Source organism: Streptomyces sp. NPDC000410 (assembly GCF_040300305.1).
Classification (GTDB): Bacteria; Actinomycetota; Actinomycetes; order Streptomycetales; family Streptomycetaceae; genus Streptomyces.
This window is the reverse complement of sequence record NZ_JBEPDM010000045.1, coordinates 14,511-31,601: the sequence shown is the minus strand read 5'-3', so window position 1 is coordinate 31,601 and position 17,091 is coordinate 14,511. Positions and strand designations below refer to the sequence as shown.

The following is a 17,091-nucleotide window of genomic DNA, read 5'->3' as shown; positions in this document are numbered from 1 at the left end:
AAGCCGGGGAACTCCAAGACCTCGACTGCCGGCGGGAACTGGTCCACTGAATCACCAGACTCGAACACTGAAACTTCACCAGGTCGCCGGCTGCCCGCACCGCCGGCGGCCTCCGTGAGAAAGCGGCCCGCCCTCGGCTTCGGCACCGGTCTTCTCGCCGAAGCCACGGGCCTGTCCCCTGGGCTTCGGGCCTGGCCGCTCTCTGGACTGGCGGTCGCGCGGGGGCTCGGTCGCCATTAGCGGGCAATGCGACGCTCCAGGCCCTGGCCAACTTCCAGGGCCGATGGGGAACCCGCTCGCTGCGCCCGCGCGCCGTAGCGCGCCACTCGGCCGCCCGGCGCTCCCGCGAGCGGCCGCAGCCGCCCGCGGCTCGGTGCTACGGCAGCCCCACGCAACGGGGCTTGACGGTGAATCCGCGCCTTGACCGGGGCGGCCGGCGCTGGAGGTGGTGCTGACGGTCCTGCACGCGGGCGGCAAGTTCGGCGGTGGCGGCTACGCGGTCTCGGGCGGCCTGCACGGGGTGGGCTTGTCCGTGGTCAACGCCCTGTCGACCCGCCTGACGGCCGAGGCCCGGGCGGACGGGTTCCGGTGGAGTCAGTCCTTCGATCAAGTGGGGCCGGGACGACTTCGAGTACGCGTACTCGGACCGTGAGCGCGACGCCCTGGTCGAGCTGGGCAAGCAGAACGGCAAGCGGATCAAGGAAGACTCGATCCAGCGCTTCAAGGGTCTCGGCGAGATGAACGCCGAGGAGCTGCGTGTCACCATCATGGACGTGGAGCACCGCGTCCTCGGCCAGGTCACGCTGGACGACGCGGCCCAGGCCGACGACCTGTTCTCGGTGCTGATGGGTGAGGACGTGGAGGCGCGGCGCTCGTTCATCCAGCGCAACGCCAAGGACGTCCGCTTCCTCGACATCTGAGCCGGTGTCCGCCACAGATCCCGGGCGCCGGCGGGTACAGGGCCCGCATTCCAGCGGGCCCCTGTACCGCCCCTTTTCCCCTCTTTTTCCGTACCTGGAGCGAACGCGTGAGCACCCGCCCTCCGCCCGTCCCCGCCCGCCGGTCGCCGACGGTTCCGACTGCACCGCGCGGCACCTGCTCGTCCTCGAAGGACTGGAGGCCGTTCGCAAGCGCCCCGGGATGTTCGTCGCCTCGACCGACAGCCGGGGCCTGATGCACTGCCTGTGGGAGATCATCGACAATTCCGTCGACGAGGCCCTGGGCGGCTACTGCGACCACATCGAGGTGATCCTCCACGAGGACGCCTCCGTGGAGGTCCGGGACAACGGCCGCGGTATCCCGGCGGACGTCGAGCCCAAGACCGGTCTGCCCGGTGTCGAGGTCGCCATGACCAAGCTGCATGCGGGCGGCAAGTTCGGAGGCGGCCTGCACAACCCCGACGGGGTCGTACCGGCCGCAGTCACAAAGGCCCTCACGGATTTACCAACAGCGTCCGCACCGGCACGGGCCCACGCCGTTGGTGCGCCGACCGGATTCGCTGCCCCTGCCCGTCGTTCCTCCGGTAGCCGGTGCCCTGTACCCCCGCATGCGCGTTCGGTTAGGCTGACCTTGCCTGGCGTGCGGGCGTGCAGATTCGGGTTCCGGTGCCGCAGGTGGTAACCCATAGGACGGAACGGCAGAGGCAGGGCGCAGGTGAGAGACGGTGACCGGGCTTGCGCCCGCTGGGGCGGGACGCCCATGCGGGTGACGGGCGTCCCGAATTCCGGCCCTGGCATCGGGACGAGGCGTCGTGGATAAGATCGCGCTCACGGCCGGAGCCCTGTATGCCATCGTCCTGCTCCGCGCCGGAGGGACGTTCGCCGTCGGGTGGCTCGCCGGCGCCGGTGCCCGGCGCAGCAGGTTCGCCGGGCGGATCTCCTCGGCGAAGTTCCGGCGCGCCGAGCGGGCGATCCAGCGGTGGGGCGCGCCGGTGGTGGCCGTCTCCTTCCTGACCATCGGTTTCCAGACCGCCGCCAACTTCCTCGCGGGCAGCATGCGCATGCCGTTGCCGCGCTACCTCCCCGCCCTGTTCGTGGGCGGAGCGGCCTGGGCGCTGATCTACGCGACTGCGGGGCTCGGCGTGCTCGAGGTGCTGGGAAGGCTCTTCGCCGAGCGGACGGCCCTCGGGGTGTCCGCCGTGGCCGTCCTCGTCCTCGCGGTGTGCGGGGTGGTGGTGTACCGCAGAAGAAGGGCGGCCCCGTCCTCCGGCGACACCGTGGCCGAGGAATCGTGAGCCCGTCCCGCGAGGGCGGGTGCCTCGGCGGGTGAGATGGACGCGTAGCCTCAGCTCTCCTCGGACGGGATCCGTAGGGCGAGGTCGTGCGCGAGGCCCCGGCAGCCCGCCCTTCCTCCGTCTCGTCCTGGAAGCGCAGCAGCGGGCTGACTGCCTGGCGGGCCGCGGGTGGGTGCCGGGTGACGAGGACGCCGTCGGGGCAAACCTGTAGGGCGAGGCCGCTTCCCTGGCCGAAGCCGCGTCGGCGAGGACGGTCTCGACCTCTTGCACCAGTCCTGCACCGACGGCACGGGGAAGCCCCGAGGCGCTTCTCCGCGTCCCTCACAGGTATTGCGCTCCTTACCTTGTTAGCGGGTTGATTCCGGTCCTTCGTACGATCGGGAGACCCAGGGGCCTGGGTGTGGCTTTAGAGCGCTCCTGCCGTGGTTGTGGCTTTGACTGATTGGCCGCCCAGTGCCCCGCGACGACACGGCCACTCATTGGGATGAGCGAACAGAGATCGCTTCGTAAGGACACGTCGGCGTGGTCGTCTGCAGGGACCAGTCAACCGATCGGCGAGGGAGGCTCGGGTGCCCGAGCTCTGGGCGGGGATAGATGCCGGCAAGGCCGCGCATCACTGCACGGTGATCGACACGAACGGGGCGAAGGTGCTCTCGCGCCGGGCTCCCAACAACGAGCCCGAGCTCCTGGAGCTGATGGGCGACGTCCTCGCACTGGCTCAGGACAGCCCGGTGACCTGGGCCGCGTGTGTACGACGTCGTCCCAGGCCCGGTGCATGGGGGTGAGGAAGTGGGCCACCTGGTCACCCTTCGGGGGTGCCTCTCGGCCGACCACCCAGGCGTGCGGGGTGTCGCAGGCCGGGCAGCGGGTGGCCACCAGGACATCGGGCTCCTCGCGGAGCAGGTGGGGCATGGCGAACGAGTCCCAGGCGCAGCCGCCCCACCACAGGGTGTGCGCCCCCATGACGGAGAAGCCGAGCGGCACGGACGCGAAGGGGTGGGCCATCACAAGGCGGTCGTTGTCCCGCGGGTCCAGGACCAGATCATGACGTGCGTGAAGGGTGCGCAGTTCCTGACGCACCCGGTCGGGGGTGAATCCGGTGAGTGCGGCGAGTTCCGGCACGCTCGGAGCACGTCCGGTGCGCGCGAACCCGTGGTAGACGGCCAGGCGGACCCTCTCCGTCCCGTCGAGGCCCGTCGGCGCTGCGGAGACGTTCCCGGTCATTCCTGTGACTCCTTCACTCGCTGGTTGTGGCGATGGTGTCCAGGGTGCGCCCCGGAGAGGTCCAGGAGCTTGAACGCTCGTGCGGCACCATGGGGACATGGCCTCTCCCGGAGAGCGCGCCGGCCTACTCGCGGGTCCACGGGCTTGCGCTGGAGGCCATGGACGCCCGCTTCGGGCAGTACGCGTACCCGAATGCACACCCACGACACGTAGTCCTTCGTCATCACCGACGACGGCGCGCAGTCGTTCGTGTGCAGGGGTGGAAGGCGCTTCAGCGCGGGCTGACTGGTCATGGCGTTCACGTGGCATCGAGGGGCTGACTGGACGCGGGGGCCGTCTGCGGGGGAGGGCAGGTGCGGCCGCCGGGCCCATGCGGTTCAGGCAGGCCAGGACATGGTTCGAGGTCGCGTCGTTCTCGTCCCAGGTGGCCAACGGTGTGTGTACAGCGCTGGCGCCCTCGGCTTCGCCGCCGATGTCCCACAGTGCGGTCGCGGCGTGGACCCGTGTCCACCCGTAGTCGGCGGCCAGCATCTCCCGGAGGCGCGGCAGCACCATCGCGGCGGGCGGACCGATCCGGCCGAGCACGTTGGCGGGCTCGTGGCGCTCGGAATCGTCGTGCGGGGCGTCGACAAGGGGTGGATGAAGGTCCGCCACGAGGAGGAGGTGAAGCAAGGCTGAATGGGGGCGGCGCGGACCTTATCGGACCGCTGGCATGTTCCGATGGAAATTGCCAGAACTCCCACAAGTCTCCACTCCGATGCGTAACCTCCCGACTACGGACGTGCTTCCGATCCGTTCGCACACATGGTGGAGGGGGATTTCCGCGTGCCTGGAATCGACGAGTGTCTGCTCCACGCCATGCGGCTGCCCGGAGTGCGCGGCGCAGCCCTCGTCGACTGGACCAGCGGACTCGCCCTCGGCACGGTAGGGGACGCGGCCGGTGACGACCACGAGACGGCCGCCGCCGAGACCGCCGAGCTGGCGCGGATGGCCGCGGAGCATCCGACGTTCGCCCCGTCGGCCGGATGGCCCGGCGAGGACCCCGGCAAGAGCCCTCCGGTCGAGGACGTCGTCGTCACCACCCGCACGTGCTATCACGTCCTGCGCTTCGTCGAGACGAGTTTTGACAGCAGCGTCCTGCTGCATCTGTGGCTCGACCGCGAGGAGGGCAACCTCGCCCTCGCCCGTCTGAGGATGCGGGACCTCACCGAGCGGCTGGTGCTGGAGTGACCGTTTCGCCCATGCTGCTGCGGCTCGCGGCCGAGCGGGCCACCGGCGCGCTGTTACGGGACCGGGGGACGCTCTATCTCGTCGACGGCCAGGTCGTGCACGCCGAGAGCCCCGCCGCCCCCGGGATCGACGTCCTGCTGTCCGCCGCCGGCCGGCTGCCCACCGACGGCTGGACGGAAGCCCTGCGCGAGGCCGGGGCGCTCGGCAGGGTCGGCCGGTACCTCGTCGACAGCGGCCGCCTATCCGGCGGCGAGCTGGAGATCTGCCACCTCGGCGCCCTGTACGACGCCGCGTTCTTCGCCCTCGCACCCGGCAGCGGCCTCTCGCGCTTCCGTTACGGCGTCGCCCACTGGATAGGCCCCGTACGGCCCGTGCCCGCCGGCGCCGTCGAACGGGAAACGCTGCGGCGCCGGGCGCTGCTCGACCGGCTGTGGGCGCACCCGGAGACCGACACCGCGCCCGTGATCCGTACCGACCGGCCGGCGGGCGGCAGAGCGGCCCCCCGCCAGCGCGCCGTGCTCGACCTGGCGGACGGTGTACGCACTCCGGGCGACATCGCCCGCGCCCTGGGCCGCCCCGCCTTCCACACCCTGATCGACGTCCGCCGACTGGCGGCGGCCGGTCTCGTCGAGACCCCGGCCACCGCCGCCCCGCCCGTACCGCCACCTGAGCTCGCCCGCGTGCTGGAGATGTCCGCCGATCCGGACGTCGCCCTGCTGCGCCGACTCCGTGACGCCCTGGAGGCAACGCTGTGATGCGCACGCTGAGGCAGCGCGCCGAGCAGCGCGCTGAGAGGAGACAGCTGATGACCGTGAGCCCCCGAGTCCTCGATGAACTCACCCGGTTGAGGACGCGGTTACCGCAGCTCACCGGCGCCCTCGCGGCCAGCATCGACGGCCTCGTACTGGCCCGGGACACCCCGGACACGGAGGCGGAGACCGTCGCGGCGCTCACCGCGGCGGCTCTCGGGGTGGCGGTACGGCTGACGGAGGCCACCGGTCAGGGCGCCTTCCGCGAACTGCTCGTACGCGGCGAGAGCGGATACGTGGCGACGTACGCGGCCGGAACGGCGGCCGTGCTCACCGTCACGGCGGAGCCGCGCGTCAACGTCGGCCGGCTGCACCTCGAAGCCCGCCGCGCCGGAGCGCGCATCGGCGAACTCGTCGATGGCGCGCTCGACCGTCATGACCCCGACCCCACCCCACACAGATGAGTCCATCGAGAAGGAAAGGCACCACCATGGCCAACACCGAAACCGCCCTCAAGGAAGCGATGACCTCGATCGAGGGCGTTGTCGGCGTCGCGCTGGTCGACTACACCAGCGGTATGGCGCTCGGCACGCTGGGCGGCGGCAAGCAGCTCGACCTGTCCGTCGCCGCCGCCGGCAACACCGACGTGGTGCGGGCCAAGCTGCGCGCGATGGAGATGCTCGGCATCCAGGACCAGATCGAGGACATCCTCATCACGCTCGGCACGCAGTACCACCTGATCCGGCTGCTCAAGGCGCGCAGCAACGGGCTGTTCCTGTACCTGGCCCTCGACTCCAAGCGCGCGAACCTGGCGATGGCCCGCCATCAGCTGAGGAAGATCGAGGCGGAGCTGGAGGTCTGACGCCCTGTCCGACACCCGTCCTACGCGGTTCTTCCTCAGCGGCGCCGTGCCCCGCCGGGCACGGCGTCGCCGGCCGCGGGTCCGGTCGTGCAGTACCGCGTCACCTTCGGCCCCGCAGGCCGCCCTTGGGCGACCGCGTCGACCGGCACCCAGAACAGGCAGTCCGCCGCGCGCTCCCGGCCGCCGATGAGCCGCGCCTTCAGCCACAGCCCGGCCCCGACGCCCGCCAGCAGCATCCCGCCCGCCGCGGGTACGGCGAACCCGCTGCCGGCCGCCGCGGCGAAGGCGAGGAGCAGCCACCAGCGGTGGGAACGCCGCCAGTTGCGTACGGTCACGGCCCGGTCCTGGAGGAAATCGCCCCGGGCGGCCCTGGTCGCCACCGCCTCCAGGGCCCGGTAGCGGCCACGGCGGACCGCCGCCACGACGGCCGCCGTCACGAGGAGCAGCGCGGCCCCCGCGTACAGCCCGATCCGGCGACCGGTGAGCCCCTCGGGCACGAGCCCGATCCCGGCGGCAAGAGCACCGAGCCACACCATCCGGGCCGCTCCGGCCCGTACGATCACCGCCACCCGCGCCAGTGTCCGGCCTCCGCGCGCCACGCCGCTGCTCCCTTCTCACGTATGCCCTTACGGGCCGGAAGGGTAGCCCGGCTTTCTGAGAAACGAGTGAGACGGAGCACCGCGGTGCGGGCCGAACAGACCGCGGCACGCGGTCAGTCCATGAACAGGCCGCGGTCCGCCGCCCTGGCGTCGAACTCCTCCAGTCGCGCCTGTGCGTCCGGCAGGTCGTCGCACATCGCCTCCAGCAGCACCCGGCCGGTTTCATCGAGCAGTGGTGACGTCACTTGTCGATGAGTTTGGTGTCCTTTCTCAATGAAGGGTCAGCTCAATGGCGATGCCATACGAGTGTGTAGCGCCAGAACAGTCGACGTCGTAGCCGTGCGCCGGGCAGGGCGCCCTGGGCTTCACTGACGATGTCGGAGAAGCTCATGTCCGCTGGTCGGGTCAGGGCGGTCATCGAGGTCGGCCGGGGTGCCCTGCGGCCGTTGTTCTTGAGCCAGCCAGTGGCGGCGTTGAGCGGGACGGCGGTGGCGCCGAGCAGATGGTCTGCGGCAGTCTGCGCCCGAGAAAGGCCGATCCCGGTCAGCCCGTCTGCGACCGTGAAGGTCGCTGGGGTCGCCGGAGGAGTCAGCCTCTGCGCCTGGGAGATGATCACCGGGTCGGAGTCGATTCCCTGGACCTCGTTGCCGCGTGTGGCCAAGAGCCGGACGAGGTCGCCGCTGCCGGAGCCGATGTCCAGAGCGCTGTCGAAGCGTTGGGGAAGTTGCCGCATGATCCACCGGTGGTAGTGGGCGTTGTGGTCCCAGGGGTGGGCAGCATTGAACTGGTCGAGAGCTCGGAGGAATCGGTGCGGCAGTGACGTCATTGCGTCAGTCCACCAAGTCCCTGGTTCCTGTGTCACCTCGATGATGAAGTGCCGGCCGAGTCGGCGTAGGCGGGGCTGTGTGCGGTCTTGCAGGTAGCGTCGCGTCTGATGATGGTGCAGGAGATCGAGGGACGTCGGCCGCTCTTCTCGCGGACCGTCCGCGGCGCTGCCGTCAGTCCCGGCAGCCGTACGCCGCGGCCACCTCCGCAAGTCCCTCCAGGCCGCCGTCCACGCCCCCGTCCTGGCCCACGCGGGCGAGCAGGAGCACCCGCGCCGGCACGCCTGCGGCCGCGTACGCGGCGAGCCGGTGATGACCGTCCAGTACCGCGCCGACCAGCCACCGCTCCTCGTGTTGGGCCTCCACGTACCGGTCGTCGATCCAGCCGAGGACCACGGCGGCGGGCCGCTCTCCCGCCGCTATGGCGGCCGCGTGCCGGGCGACGGTCGCCGGGTCGAGCGCCTCCGGCGGCTGCGAGGGCAGGAGGGCGCCGTACGTGAACGGCACCCGGCCGCCCGGAACGGGCGCGGTGAGCTGGAAGTGCGCCACTCCGGGCCAGTAGTCCTCGGGACGGTCGTCGCCGTACTCGGAGTCGTAGCCGTCCTCCTCCGCCCGGGCCGCCGCACGGCGGTGCCACCACGACCGGGCCGGCTCGGCCACCCGCTCCAGCGGGAGGTCGAGCAGGAGGGCGCGGTAGTGACCGGTCTCCAGCTCGCCCAGCACGGGGCTCCATTCGACGAGCAGTGCGGCGTCGAGCCGGTCCAGGTGGGCCAGCCGCTCGCGCATGCGGGCGGCGATTCGGGTCGCCTCGTCGTCCGGCCAGTCCAGCAGCGTCAGGCCCAGCTCGCACGTGTCGCAGAGTGAGCCGACCCGGTACAGCGGCTTGTTGTCGAATGTCAGGGCCCGGTTCCAGCGGGGCCAGGTGGAGCCGGGCGACGGCGGGTCGAAGGCGACCCGGATCCGGCCCGCGCCCCCGTCGACGGAGAACCGGGCCCGCGCGCCGGACTCGACGACGAGGTCCCGCACCACCACGGGCGCGCGCTCGGTGCGGCCGTCGGCCCAGGCGGCGCGCACGGCCGCCGCGTACGCCGCACCGGTCGCCCGCTCCGGCAGGAGCGGGTCGCGTCCGGTGAGCCGTACGAGTGCGTGGTGGACGTCGTACACCCGCTGCTCGCCGGTCTCGGCCAGCCATCGAAGCAGGTGCGGTACGGCGGCGGGATCGCCCATCAGCTCCAGGGCGACGGCGAACGCGGTGTGGTCGAGCCCGGTCACCTCGGACAGCCGCCCGGCGATGGCCGCCGTCCACTCGCGGGCACCGAGGCGGCCCAGCGCGAGCGCGGCGCGGCCGCGCGGGGCGACGGGGTCCTCGAGGAGGGCACCGAGGCGCGGCGCGAAGAACGGATCGCCGGAGAGTCCCATGGCGTCGACGAGCTCGGGGGCGGGCGAGCCGCCGGCGCGAGCATCGCCCCCACCGGACGCCGGGGCCTCCTCCGCGTATGTGCGCAGCAGTTCGGCGGGCAGCCGCAGCTTGCGCGCCACGGCGGCCCTCAGCAGGTCCTGGCGGTCGTCGGCGGCGAACGCAGGCTCGGCGAACAACCGCAGCAGCACCGTGTCGCCGGGCTCGCCAAGCGTCCGGAGGAGCCAGGTGAGGTACGGGCGGAAGGCGGCCCGGTCCGCGTCCGATCGGTACAGCTCCTCGGCCGCCTTGGCGAGACGGCCGGGCCGGTCGGTGTTCAGCGTGTACAGCGCGGTCCACGGGTCGTCGGCGCACAGGGCGGCGCGCAGACGTACCCGGACGGTGTCGTGATCCCCCATGCAGGCAGTATCGGTCATGAACGGGCGGCAGCGGCGGCGGGTGGATGCCAACCGACGAGCAGCGGACAGCGGCAGGCGCGCTGCGGCCCGCGGTGGGCAGCATCCCCGCCCCGAACCTTCTCTCGCACCTGAGGTCGTCTCGATGAGACCACGACGCACCCATCCCGACACTGCCAGGATCTCCAGCAAGGATCACTGGTGTGGCTGGTCACGGACCCACTGCTGGGGCACCGGCTGCGGATCGCCGACGGCGAGCAGACGCTCGACATCGGCGCCGTGCCCGTGGCGGTCGTCGCACTGCTCGCGTCGCTCTTCGGCTGGGGACTGCTGGCCGTCCTGGAGCGGTTCTGGGCGCGGCGTGCCCGCGCCATCTGGACCGGGGTGGCCGGCGCTCTACTGGCCGTGTCCTTCCTGCCGTTCATCGGCGACGGCATGGACGGCGGTACCCGGGTCTCCCTCGCTCTGATGCACCTGGCGGTGGCGGCGGTGCTGATCCCGGGGCTGGGCGGCAGGTCCCCCGGGGCGGGAGCCGGTGCCGCCAGGGGGTGACCGCCGGCACCAAGTGCACCGCGAACAGCACCAGATGGAGGCAGCCCTGCTGGAGTACTGGAGCGTCGCGCGGCCGGGAATGACCGTCAGGAGTGCCCACGACGATCGGGATGAAGAGCGATACCTGGTGGGTCGTCCTCCTCGCCTCCACCAACCCCGACGCCGCAGACGACGAACTCCACTCGCCGACCAGCTGCTGACCGGGCTCGACCTCCGAGCCACCACCCTCACCACGAAAATCGCCGCCCTCGTCCGGGACGTCGGAGCAATCAGCAGCCTCGAGCCCGTACGCCTGCTGCGCGCCGACATCAGCGACGCCGGCCCGACAGCCACCCAAGCCGCGCTGGAACTGACCGTGTGCTTCCACCACGGCGTCCAGGACGACCACAACAAAACCAGCGCGGCGATCTCCCGGCTGCGCAATCTCACTAGCGGCGGCGACTACACCTACTCCATCGACATCGCCCAGTTCATGGCAGACGTTTCCCTCGATCAGCCTTCCGGAGCCCGTTGGCTCGACAACGAACAGCACACCCGCAACCGCTGGCGCGGCCTGGGCATCGCACGGCAGGCGTACCTGGACACCAGGCGCTGAACCAACGTCGGGGGCCATCTCCTCAAACGGCCCCCGCCGCCCGGTCAGTCCGTACACGCCCGTGCGATGCGCCTTCCTCGCTCGTCCAGGTCATCGGCCGGCTGGTAGCTCCACCCGGCCTCATGGAGTACCTCCCCTTCGGTCGCTTCGAGTGGTGAGGCCCCGCCCGTGCTCCGGGCCGTACATCAAGATCACTGTTGTCAAGACGCGAACCGTAGAGGGCTCTGCCGCATAGCGTCGCGTGCACGGAGCCAGGGCAGGCGCGCCCCAGCCTTACCTGCCTGGCCTCTCAGCCGAGCTGACGCTCACGGTTTGGCGGTACCTGGGTCGCCGTGGGTGGGGCGGCGTGTTGTGATCGGAAACGGTGTGACTATCACACACAGTGCAGGATTGTCACGTTTCGGTTGAGAACGAAACGTATGACTCAGCGGAAATGAGGATGTAATGCGTAATCTTCGCAGGGCTGCTCTTGTGGCTGCCATGGTCGGAAGCCTCGGCATGGCCGGAGCGGGCGTTGCCGCCGCCGACGACTCCAAGGGCAAGAAGGTGGATGCCAGGGAGTGCATCCAGGAGGCTGCGTCCGCCAACGTGTCCAGCTTCTACGACCTCCCGGATGTCAACATCGCGGTCGCGGTCTTCGGTAGCGTGTCGCAGACGAACATCACCCAGAGCAACGTGGCGCAGACGAGCGTCGTTCAGCAGATCTGCAGTAACGGGGACAACAGCGTCAACGCGAACGCCGCCAGTGTGGGGACGAGCCAGGCGAACCAGGCTGCCGTCTCGAACCTCCTGGACGGGTTCGGCGGGTTCTGAGTCTGGGACCGGGGCGGCTTCGGAATCCGGAACCCCGGATCCCGGAGCCGCCCTGCGCCATGACCAGCGTCCACCAGCAGGCGACCGTTCGGCAGGGCGGTGATGATGCACCGTCAGCCGTCAGACTTCAAGGAAGTCTGGCTGGAAGCCAGTACTCCGTAAACTCTGGGAGGGGGAGTACGGGTTGCACGTCCACAACGTCAGGACCGCCCCGTTCGTGTCGTCATTGCCGCCACTCGGCGTCAGGCACTTGCCGCTCGCGCCGTGAATGATGTGGTTGTTCTCCCAGCGCCACTCCTGCGGGTAACTGCCCGCGCAGTCCCAGGTGGTGATGATGGCGCCATTGGCGGTGCTGTTGCCCTGCGGCGTGGCGCAGCTCCTGTACCCCGGACCGTAGAGTTGTCCGACGGCCCGGGCGTGTTACCGCTCGCGTCCGGTGGCCAGGTGGGCAAGGGCGGTCAGTCCGGCCGCGGCTTCCGGCCGCGCCCCGTCGGCGTGAAGATGACGCGGAGCGGTCTCAGTGCCTGGGCCGGTGCCCAGGCACGGGCGCCGGTCTCCTCGATCAGTCCGGCCGCCCGCGCCGGCTGCGGCTCCTGGAGTGGACCTGTCCGGGGGAGCAGGCGGGCCAGGGCCCGGCCGGTGGGACTGTCGCAGGCGAGTGCGTAGGCGATGGGGCCGGACCTCTTGTGCGCGCTCAGGTCCGACCACTGCGGCTCGCCGGTGGTGTCGGGGTGGGCCCAGCTGTCGAGGACGTCGTCGGTGAGCTGGAACGTGGCCCCCGGGTGTGCCCCGAAGTTCCGCAAGTGGTCCACCTGGGTCTCGTGAGCGACAGCTCGGCCGGCGACCTCACCGGCGTCCCCGTACAAAACCGCGTCCGCCAGCTCGAACAGAGCATCCGAACGGGCGGTGAGGCAGGAGTGGAACTCTCCCCGGAAGCATGACAGTTCGGCCAGCGGCTCTGCCGGGCATCGTGATGCTGCAGACTCCTCCTCACGGCCTTCGTGCTGGATGTGTGTGTTCCTTGGTCGGAGCACGTGTTCAGACGAAGGCCGCTTCCGTGTAGGGCGGTTACCGAACCGAGTGATCAAGTACGACGCACCGTTCGAGGAGCGGCTTCTACTGGCGGCGTAGAGATCCGGGCCCGCATCGAGTGGACCAGACGCCGACCGGCGACAGCCGCTCTCCACTGGCTCGCACGACGACAAGCCTGCCGCCTTCGAAAACGATTCGATCACCGGCAGCCGGGTGACTGAGCTCATGCCGCGGCGGCGCGGTGCAGCGTGAACCAGAACGTCGGGACCGGGTTCGTGCCGGGCGTCACGTCGGCCAGCTGCCACCCAGCGAACCTGGCGCTGAGTTCGTCGGCGGTGACGCCGGAGATCGGGTCGTCGAACGCCTCGGGCCCGTACCCGAACATCAGCAGTCGTGCGCCGGGGGCGGCACGCTTCGTGAGGCCGGCGGCGTAGGCGTCGCGGCGGTGCGGTGGAATCCCGCAGTAGCAACTCAGGTCGAAGAACAGGTCGTACGGGCCGGGCACGCCCACCTCGTCGAGCCGGGTGGCGTCCCCGCACAGCACCGTGACGTCCGCTCCGGCCGCGGCGGCCTTCTCCCTCGCCTGCCGGACCGCGCGGTCGACCAGGTCGACGGCCGCCACCCGCCAGCCGTGCCGGGCCAGGTACACCGCGTTGGTCCCGGTGCCGCAGCCGAGTTCGAGGACCTGGCCCGGCATCAGCGCGCCGGGCCCCTCTACCAGGGCCACGAGTTCGGGCGGCGTGATGCCGCTGTCCCACGGAGGCTTGCCGTCCCGGTAGAAGTCCTCCAACGCGCGGCGCACAGCGGCCTCTTGGTCGAGCTCCGCAGCGGTCCGAGTCTCCCTCATCGCTACGCCTCCAAGAATTTAGAGTCTATCTCTAGTGACTAACTCTAGAGATAGACTCCCGGCATGGATGAGGTCAAGGGTTCCGACGGACAGAACGCCAAGCGCCCCGACAAGCGGGCCGAGCGCTCGCGGCGTACCCGCGAGAAGATCGTCGCGGCGGCGCGGGACCTGTTCGTCGCGCAGGGGTACGGCGCGACAAGCCTTCAGGAGGTTGCGGATCGCGCGGGCGTGGCCGTTCAGACCGTGTACTTCGTGTTCCGGAATAAGCGCGCGCTGTTCAAGGACGTCGTCGACACGTCCGTCGCGGGCGACGTCGAGCCGGTCGCCACGATGGACCGCGACTGGTTCCGCGCCGCGTGCGCCGAGCCCACCGCGGCCGGACAACTGCGCCTTCACGTGCGGGGCGTGCGCGACATCCTCGGCCGTGTCGCCCCGATCATGCCGCTGATCGCGGCTGCCGCGGCCACGGACCCGGAGATCGCCGCGCAGTGGCCCGCCGGCCCCGACCCGCGCTACACCGTCCAGCACACCGCAGCGAAGGCACTGACTTCCAAGCCCGATGCCCGCCGGGACGTCGACACCGCCCGCGCCGCCGACCTGCTGTACGGGCTGCTCAGCCCGGAGCTGTACCTGATCCTTGTCCGCGACCGGGGCTGGTCCCCCGACGCCTGGGAGGAGTGGGCTTGCGCGGCCCTGACTGCCCACCTCTGCACCGACCACGAGCAGGCCACCGACCCTTCGGCGACAGACGCCGAAGCAAAGTCCGCGGCCGGCTACGGCCGCGGAAAGTGACCGGGAAGCTCACTCCGCTGCAGGCTCACGCCCTCCAGGCACGCGCAGACACCGGTGAGGTCGACCGTCCGTCCGCGACTTCGGGCGCCGGGCCCCGCACCCAGCCGCCCGGGAAAACCGCCCGAGCAGCGGGACGTAGCTGACGACTGGCGCGATCGTTCCGCCAAGTCCGAGGAGCCCGTCCTGTACGTGTCGACGGCACGTGCTGTTCGGCTTGCCGTGCCGGGAGCCGCTGGTCACGACCTGCCGACCCATGAGTCGAGTTTCGCGAAGACGAGCGTCAGACCGCCACCGCCCGCCGCGAAGAGGGCGAACGCCGCGAACGCGACCTGCTGGTCCTCCTTGCGCAGGGCTTCGTACTCGCTCCTGGCGATCTCGATCCGCTCGCGTCGGGGGTCGGAGGTGTCGATCGCGAAGTACCGGCCCCGGACGGAGTCTGCCCCCTGGAGGGAAGAGTCGTCGGCTCCGGCGCCGACGAGCAGCGCGGCTCCGGCCAGGCCCACGCCCACGAGGAGCCCCTGGACTCGGCGGGGCAGGGAGCGCAGAGCACGCCACTGCCTTTCCTTGCTCCTCGCGAAGCGCATGTCTCGGAGTCCGACGGCGATACTGCGGACGATCGTCGCCACATGGAGTGGTACGAGCAGGGCGATGCCTGTCCCGAGCAGCAGCCACTCGTCGGCGAACGGGGGCAGCAAAGGGAAGGCGGCGAGGGACGCGGCGAGAAGCCCCGCGAGGGAAAGGGCGAGTTGCGCCCCTGCGTGGATCTTGAAGCTGGTTCTCACCGTGTCCCCCATCGCCCTTGTCCTAGTCAGTGATCTCGACCGGCGTGCTCGAGACCGCCGGAGCCGGAGCGGTCTCGGGTGCCGGCTTCTTCCGCGTGATGCCCTGGAGAAGCGAGGCGAGGTCGACACCGGTGGTGGAGGAGAGGAGTTCCATGCCCTGCGCGACGTTGTTGGCGACCGTACGGGACAACTGGTTCGCGCCGTCGGTGGAGATGACGGTCATCTTGTCGACGGCCGACAGCGGCTCGGACGCCTTGGCAACGACCTGCGGCAGGACCTCGACGAGCATCTGCAGGACGGCGGCGTCGCCGTACTGGGCGAAGGCGTCGGCCTTCTTCACCATGGCCTCGGCCTCGGCGGAGCCCCTGGCGGCGATGGCGGCGGCGTGGGCCTCGCCCTCGATGCGTACGGCGTCGGCGAGCGCCGCGCGCTGCGCCTTCTCGCCCTCACCGGTCAGGCGGGCCCGCTCCGCGTCCGCTTCGGCCTCCTTGACCAGCGCGATACGGCGGGCCTCGGCCTCCTGTTCGGACTGGTAGCGGGCGGCGTCGGCGGGCTTGCGGACCTGGGTGTCGAGCTGACGGTCGGTCAGCGCGGCCTGTCGCTCGGCGACCTTCTCCTGCTCGGCGAGGATCTGCTGCTGGCGGTCGGCTTCGGCGAGCGGACCGGCGGCGTTGGCCTGGGCAGCGGCCTCGTCGGTCTGGGCCTTGATCTCGGCCTGCTTCAGGTACAGGGTCCGCTGGGCGATCGCGATCTCCTCCTCCGCCTTGAGCCGGGCCTGTTCGGCGGCGCGCCGGGCGACGGCCTCGGCGATGTCCGCCTCCTGCTTGGCGCGGGCGGCCTCGGGGCGGCCCAGGTCCTCCAGGTAGGAGCCCTCGGTGGTGATGTCCTGGATCTGGAAGGCGTCCAGGACCAGGCCCTGGCCGGAGAGGCTGGCCTCGGCCTCCTCGGCGACCTGACCGGCGAACGCGGCCCGGTCGCGGATGATGTCCTCCACCGACATCCGGCCCACGATCGAGCGGAGCGCGCCGGACAGCACCTCCTGGGTGAAGCCGACGATCCCGTCCTGCTGCATCAGGAACCGCTGCGCGGCGGCCCGGATCGAGTCCTCGGTCCCGCCGACCTTGACGATGGCGACGCCCTCCAGATTCGCCTTCACTCCGCGCAGTGTGACCGCGCCGCGCACCGCGACCGGAATGTGCCGGCTGGACAGGTCGAGCGTGAACTTCTGCTGCACGAAGGGCACGACGAAGACACCACCGCCGACCACGACCTTCTGGCCGCTGTTGTCGGTGAACACCCGACCAGTGGCAGGGTCGGTGGCCTGCTTCCCCCTGCGGCCGGTGATGATGAACGCCTCGCTCGGCCCGGCGACCTTGTAGCGGGTGACGACGACGAGGGCGAGCAGGACGACGAGTACGACGATGCCCACCACAGCGGTGAGGACAGGGCTCATGAAACGTTCCCCTTGGTTCGAGCCGGGTTGAGTGGACTGAATGCGGCGGGGTCAGCGTTCGACCGGGCGGACGACGACAGACGTCGCCGACAGGACGGACTCCACCCAGACCTCCGTGCCGCGCGGGACGGGTACGGCGGATTTCGCCGCGTACTTCACCGGTTGGCCGGCGAGATACAGCAGCACCTCGCCGTACGCGTCCGCCGGGATCGCCGTCACCACCGATCCCGACGTGCCCGTCAGGTCCTCGCCCCTCGGTGCGGGCGTGGCCGCGTCGCGCATCAGCACCCGGCTGAACCTCCAGGTCAGCCAAGCTGCGACAACCCCCGTGGCCACGCCCGCACCGGTGGCGGCCCCCGCCCCCAGGCCGGTGGTGCCGAGTGTGATCGCGCCGCTGAACCCCAGCATCGACACGAACCCGGCGATCACCGGCAACGACAGAAACCCGTCCAGGCCGCCCCCGATGCCATCGAGCGCCCCCTCCAGCACCCCGTCGAAGACCAGGGACAGGATCAGCAGCACCAGCCCTCCGATGCCGAGACCGAGAAACCAGACCATGTCCCGCTCCTTCGGCTGCTGGGCGCTTCCGCCGTCTGCGGCATCGTCGCATCGCCTCGTACTGGAGTTCACTGCCGGTCTTCGGCAATGTTTACGCGTTCTTGATGCCGTTCTCATGCTTGCCTCACGCCGGC

The 17,091-nt window shown here is 70.7% G+C and carries 20 protein-coding genes and 6 pseudogenes; 14 read left to right on the top strand and 12 right to left on the bottom strand.

Annotated features, from left to right (window positions below; translation table 11 throughout):
* Window positions 1-445 precede the first annotated feature (445 nt).
* From ABT342_RS30540 to ABT342_RS30520, 5 genes and pseudogenes are all read left to right on the top strand, one after another.
* Window positions 446-652, top strand: coding sequence for a hypothetical protein (locus ABT342_RS30540; protein WP_351581043.1), 207 nt, complete (start codon window positions 446-448; stop codon window positions 650-652).
* Window positions 606-920: pseudogene (locus ABT342_RS30535) on the top strand (DNA topoisomerase IV subunit B); the annotation flags it as partial. The gene ABT342_RS30540 and the pseudogene ABT342_RS30535, both read left to right, overlap by 47 nt.
* A 94-nt stretch (window positions 921-1,014) precedes the next feature.
* Window positions 1,015-1,435: pseudogene (locus ABT342_RS30530) on the top strand (ATP-binding protein); the annotation flags it as partial.
* Window positions 1,436-1,750: 315 nt separating this feature from the next.
* Window positions 1,751-2,233, top strand: coding sequence for a DedA family protein (locus ABT342_RS30525; RefSeq protein ID WP_351581041.1), 483 nt, complete (start codon window positions 1,751-1,753; stop codon window positions 2,231-2,233).
* Window positions 2,234-2,802: 569 nt separating this feature from the next.
* Entirely contained in the window at window positions 2,803-3,018 is a 216-nt protein-coding gene (locus ABT342_RS30520; protein ID WP_351581039.1) for an IS110 family transposase, read from the top strand.
* Window positions 3,019-3,043: 25 nt separating this feature from the next.
* On the opposite strand, the pseudogene merB reads toward ABT342_RS30520, so the two are convergent.
* Window positions 3,044-3,196 (bottom strand): annotated as a pseudogene (merB, locus tag ABT342_RS30515) (organomercurial lyase); the annotation flags it as partial.
* Between the two features lie 756 nt (window positions 3,197-3,952).
* Here merB and ABT342_RS30510 point away from each other — a divergent pair.
* The 5 genes from ABT342_RS30510 (at window position 3,953) to ABT342_RS30490 (ending at window position 6,298) form a co-directional block, all read left to right on the top strand.
* Window positions 3,953-4,135 carry a hypothetical protein gene (locus tag ABT342_RS30510; protein ID WP_351581037.1) on the top strand — a complete coding sequence of 61 codons (183 nt, stop codon included), beginning with the start codon at window positions 3,953-3,955 and terminating at the stop codon, window positions 4,133-4,135.
* A 147-nt stretch (window positions 4,136-4,282) separates the two neighbouring features.
* Entirely contained in the window at window positions 4,283-4,687 is a 405-nt protein-coding gene (locus ABT342_RS30505) for a hypothetical protein (RefSeq protein ID WP_351581036.1), read from the top strand.
* Between the two features lie 11 nt (window positions 4,688-4,698).
* Window positions 4,699-5,442, top strand: a complete 744-nt coding sequence (locus tag ABT342_RS30500) for a transcriptional regulator (RefSeq protein WP_351581099.1) — start codon at window positions 4,699-4,701, stop codon at window positions 5,440-5,442.
* A 50-nt stretch (window positions 5,443-5,492) separates the two neighbouring features.
* Complete coding sequence (locus tag ABT342_RS30495; RefSeq protein WP_351581035.1) at window positions 5,493-5,900, top strand: roadblock/LC7 domain-containing protein; 408 nt, start codon at window positions 5,493-5,495, stop codon at window positions 5,898-5,900.
* Window positions 5,901-5,926: 26 nt separating this feature from the next.
* The gene (locus tag ABT342_RS30490) at window positions 5,927-6,298 is read left to right on the top strand and encodes a hypothetical protein (RefSeq protein ID WP_351581033.1); all 372 of its coding nucleotides are present in this window, start codon (window positions 5,927-5,929) and stop codon (window positions 6,296-6,298) included.
* 35 nt (window positions 6,299-6,333) lie between these two features.
* Here the strand turns inward: ABT342_RS30490 and ABT342_RS30485 are convergent, their stop codons facing one another.
* The 4 genes and pseudogenes from ABT342_RS30485 to ABT342_RS30470 all read right to left on the bottom strand — a co-directional run bounded on the left by ABT342_RS30485 (window position 6,334) and on the right by ABT342_RS30470 (window position 9,536).
* On the bottom strand, window positions 6,334-6,897 hold the full coding sequence (locus ABT342_RS30485; protein WP_351581031.1) for a hypothetical protein: 564 nt from the start codon (window positions 6,895-6,897) through the stop codon (window positions 6,334-6,336).
* A gap of 113 nt (window positions 6,898-7,010) precedes the next feature.
* A pseudogene (locus ABT342_RS30480) lies at window positions 7,011-7,115 on the bottom strand (MurR/RpiR family transcriptional regulator); the annotation flags it as partial.
* A gap of 68 nt (window positions 7,116-7,183) precedes the next feature.
* Complete coding sequence (locus ABT342_RS30475; protein WP_351581029.1) at window positions 7,184-7,723, bottom strand: class I SAM-dependent methyltransferase; 540 nt, start codon at window positions 7,721-7,723, stop codon at window positions 7,184-7,186.
* Window positions 7,724-7,895: 172 nt separating this feature from the next.
* Window positions 7,896-9,536, bottom strand: a complete 1,641-nt coding sequence (locus ABT342_RS30470; protein ID WP_351581027.1) for a HEAT repeat domain-containing protein — start codon at window positions 9,534-9,536, stop codon at window positions 7,896-7,898.
* 198 nt (window positions 9,537-9,734) lie between these two features.
* Between ABT342_RS30470 and ABT342_RS30465 the strand changes: the two genes are divergently transcribed.
* The 3 genes from ABT342_RS30465 to ABT342_RS30455 all read left to right on the top strand — a co-directional run bounded on the left by ABT342_RS30465 (window position 9,735) and on the right by ABT342_RS30455 (window position 11,493).
* The gene (locus tag ABT342_RS30465) at window positions 9,735-10,085 is read left to right on the top strand and encodes a DUF6069 family protein (RefSeq protein ID WP_351581025.1); all 351 of its coding nucleotides are present in this window, start codon (window positions 9,735-9,737) and stop codon (window positions 10,083-10,085) included.
* 127 nt (window positions 10,086-10,212) lie between these two features.
* The gene (locus tag ABT342_RS30460; RefSeq protein ID WP_351581023.1) at window positions 10,213-10,680 is read left to right on the top strand and encodes a hypothetical protein; all 468 of its coding nucleotides are present in this window, start codon (window positions 10,213-10,215) and stop codon (window positions 10,678-10,680) included.
* A gap of 480 nt (window positions 10,681-11,160) precedes the next feature.
* Window positions 11,161-11,493 (top strand): hypothetical protein, encoded by a 333-nt coding sequence (locus ABT342_RS30455; protein WP_351581021.1) that lies wholly within the window; start codon window positions 11,161-11,163, stop codon window positions 11,491-11,493.
* 120 nt (window positions 11,494-11,613) lie between these two features.
* Here the strand turns inward: ABT342_RS30455 and ABT342_RS30450 are convergent.
* From ABT342_RS30450 to ABT342_RS30440, 4 genes and pseudogenes are all read right to left on the bottom strand, one after another.
* Window positions 11,614-11,859 (bottom strand): annotated as a pseudogene (locus ABT342_RS30450) (RICIN domain-containing protein); the annotation flags it as partial.
* 92 nt (window positions 11,860-11,951) lie between these two features.
* Window positions 11,952-12,305, bottom strand: a complete 354-nt coding sequence (locus ABT342_RS38285) for a polyprenyl synthetase family protein (RefSeq protein WP_502965639.1) — start codon at window positions 12,303-12,305, stop codon at window positions 11,952-11,954.
* Window positions 12,306-12,316: 11 nt separating this feature from the next.
* Window positions 12,317-12,487: pseudogene (locus tag ABT342_RS38280) on the bottom strand (NF041680 family putative transposase); the annotation flags it as partial.
* 261 nt (window positions 12,488-12,748) lie between these two features.
* Window positions 12,749-13,372, bottom strand: coding sequence for a class I SAM-dependent methyltransferase (locus ABT342_RS30440; protein WP_351581017.1), 624 nt, complete (start codon window positions 13,370-13,372; stop codon window positions 12,749-12,751).
* A gap of 63 nt (window positions 13,373-13,435) precedes the next feature.
* On the opposite strand from ABT342_RS30440, the gene ABT342_RS30435 reads away from it, so the two are divergent.
* Entirely contained in the window at window positions 13,436-14,164 is a 729-nt protein-coding gene (locus ABT342_RS30435; protein ID WP_351581015.1) for a TetR/AcrR family transcriptional regulator, read from the top strand.
* Window positions 14,165-14,400: 236 nt separating this feature from the next.
* Here the strand turns inward: ABT342_RS30435 and ABT342_RS30430 are convergent, their stop codons facing one another.
* The 3 genes from ABT342_RS30430 to ABT342_RS30420 are packed head-to-tail and all read right to left on the bottom strand — an operon-like array spanning window position 14,401 to window position 16,957.
* On the bottom strand, window positions 14,401-14,946 hold the full coding sequence (locus ABT342_RS30430; protein WP_351581014.1) for a hypothetical protein: 546 nt from the start codon (window positions 14,944-14,946) through the stop codon (window positions 14,401-14,403).
* A gap of 22 nt (window positions 14,947-14,968) precedes the next feature.
* A complete protein-coding gene (locus ABT342_RS30425) occupies window positions 14,969-16,399 on the bottom strand; it encodes a flotillin family protein (protein ID WP_351581013.1) in 1,431 nt (476 codons plus the stop codon).
* A 51-nt stretch (window positions 16,400-16,450) separates the two neighbouring features.
* Entirely contained in the window at window positions 16,451-16,957 is a 507-nt protein-coding gene (locus tag ABT342_RS30420) for an NfeD C-terminal domain-containing protein (RefSeq protein ID WP_351581011.1), read from the bottom strand.
* Between the last annotated feature and the right edge of the window lie 134 nt (window positions 16,958-17,091).

Bases quoted from the DNA above. Each gene is read 5' to 3' on its own strand.
- ABT342_RS30500 (WP_351581099.1), top strand. From the start codon at position 4,699: ATGCTGCTGCGGCTCGCGGCCGAGCGGGCCACCGGCGCGCTGTTACGG.
- ABT342_RS30495 (WP_351581035.1), top strand. From the start codon at position 5,493: ATGACCGTGAGCCCCCGAGTCCTCGATGAACTCACCCGGTTGAGGACG.
- ABT342_RS30490 (WP_351581033.1), top strand. From the start codon at position 5,927: ATGGCCAACACCGAAACCGCCCTCAAGGAAGCGATGACCTCGATCGAG.
- ABT342_RS30475 (WP_351581029.1), bottom strand. From the start codon at position 7,723: ATGACGTCACTGCCGCACCGATTCCTCCGAGCTCTCGACCAGTTCAAT.
- ABT342_RS30470 (WP_351581027.1), bottom strand. From the start codon at position 9,536: ATGGGGGATCACGACACCGTCCGGGTACGTCTGCGCGCCGCCCTGTGC.
- ABT342_RS30455 (WP_351581021.1), top strand. From the start codon at position 11,161: ATGGTCGGAAGCCTCGGCATGGCCGGAGCGGGCGTTGCCGCCGCCGAC.
- ABT342_RS30440 (WP_351581017.1), bottom strand. From the start codon at position 13,372: ATGAGGGAGACTCGGACCGCTGCGGAGCTCGACCAAGAGGCCGCTGTG.
- ABT342_RS30435 (WP_351581015.1), top strand. From the start codon at position 13,436: ATGGATGAGGTCAAGGGTTCCGACGGACAGAACGCCAAGCGCCCCGAC.
- ABT342_RS30425 (WP_351581013.1), bottom strand. From the start codon at position 16,399: ATGAGCCCTGTCCTCACCGCTGTGGTGGGCATCGTCGTACTCGTCGTC.
- ABT342_RS30420 (WP_351581011.1), bottom strand. From the start codon at position 16,957: ATGGTCTGGTTTCTCGGTCTCGGCATCGGAGGGCTGGTGCTGCTGATC.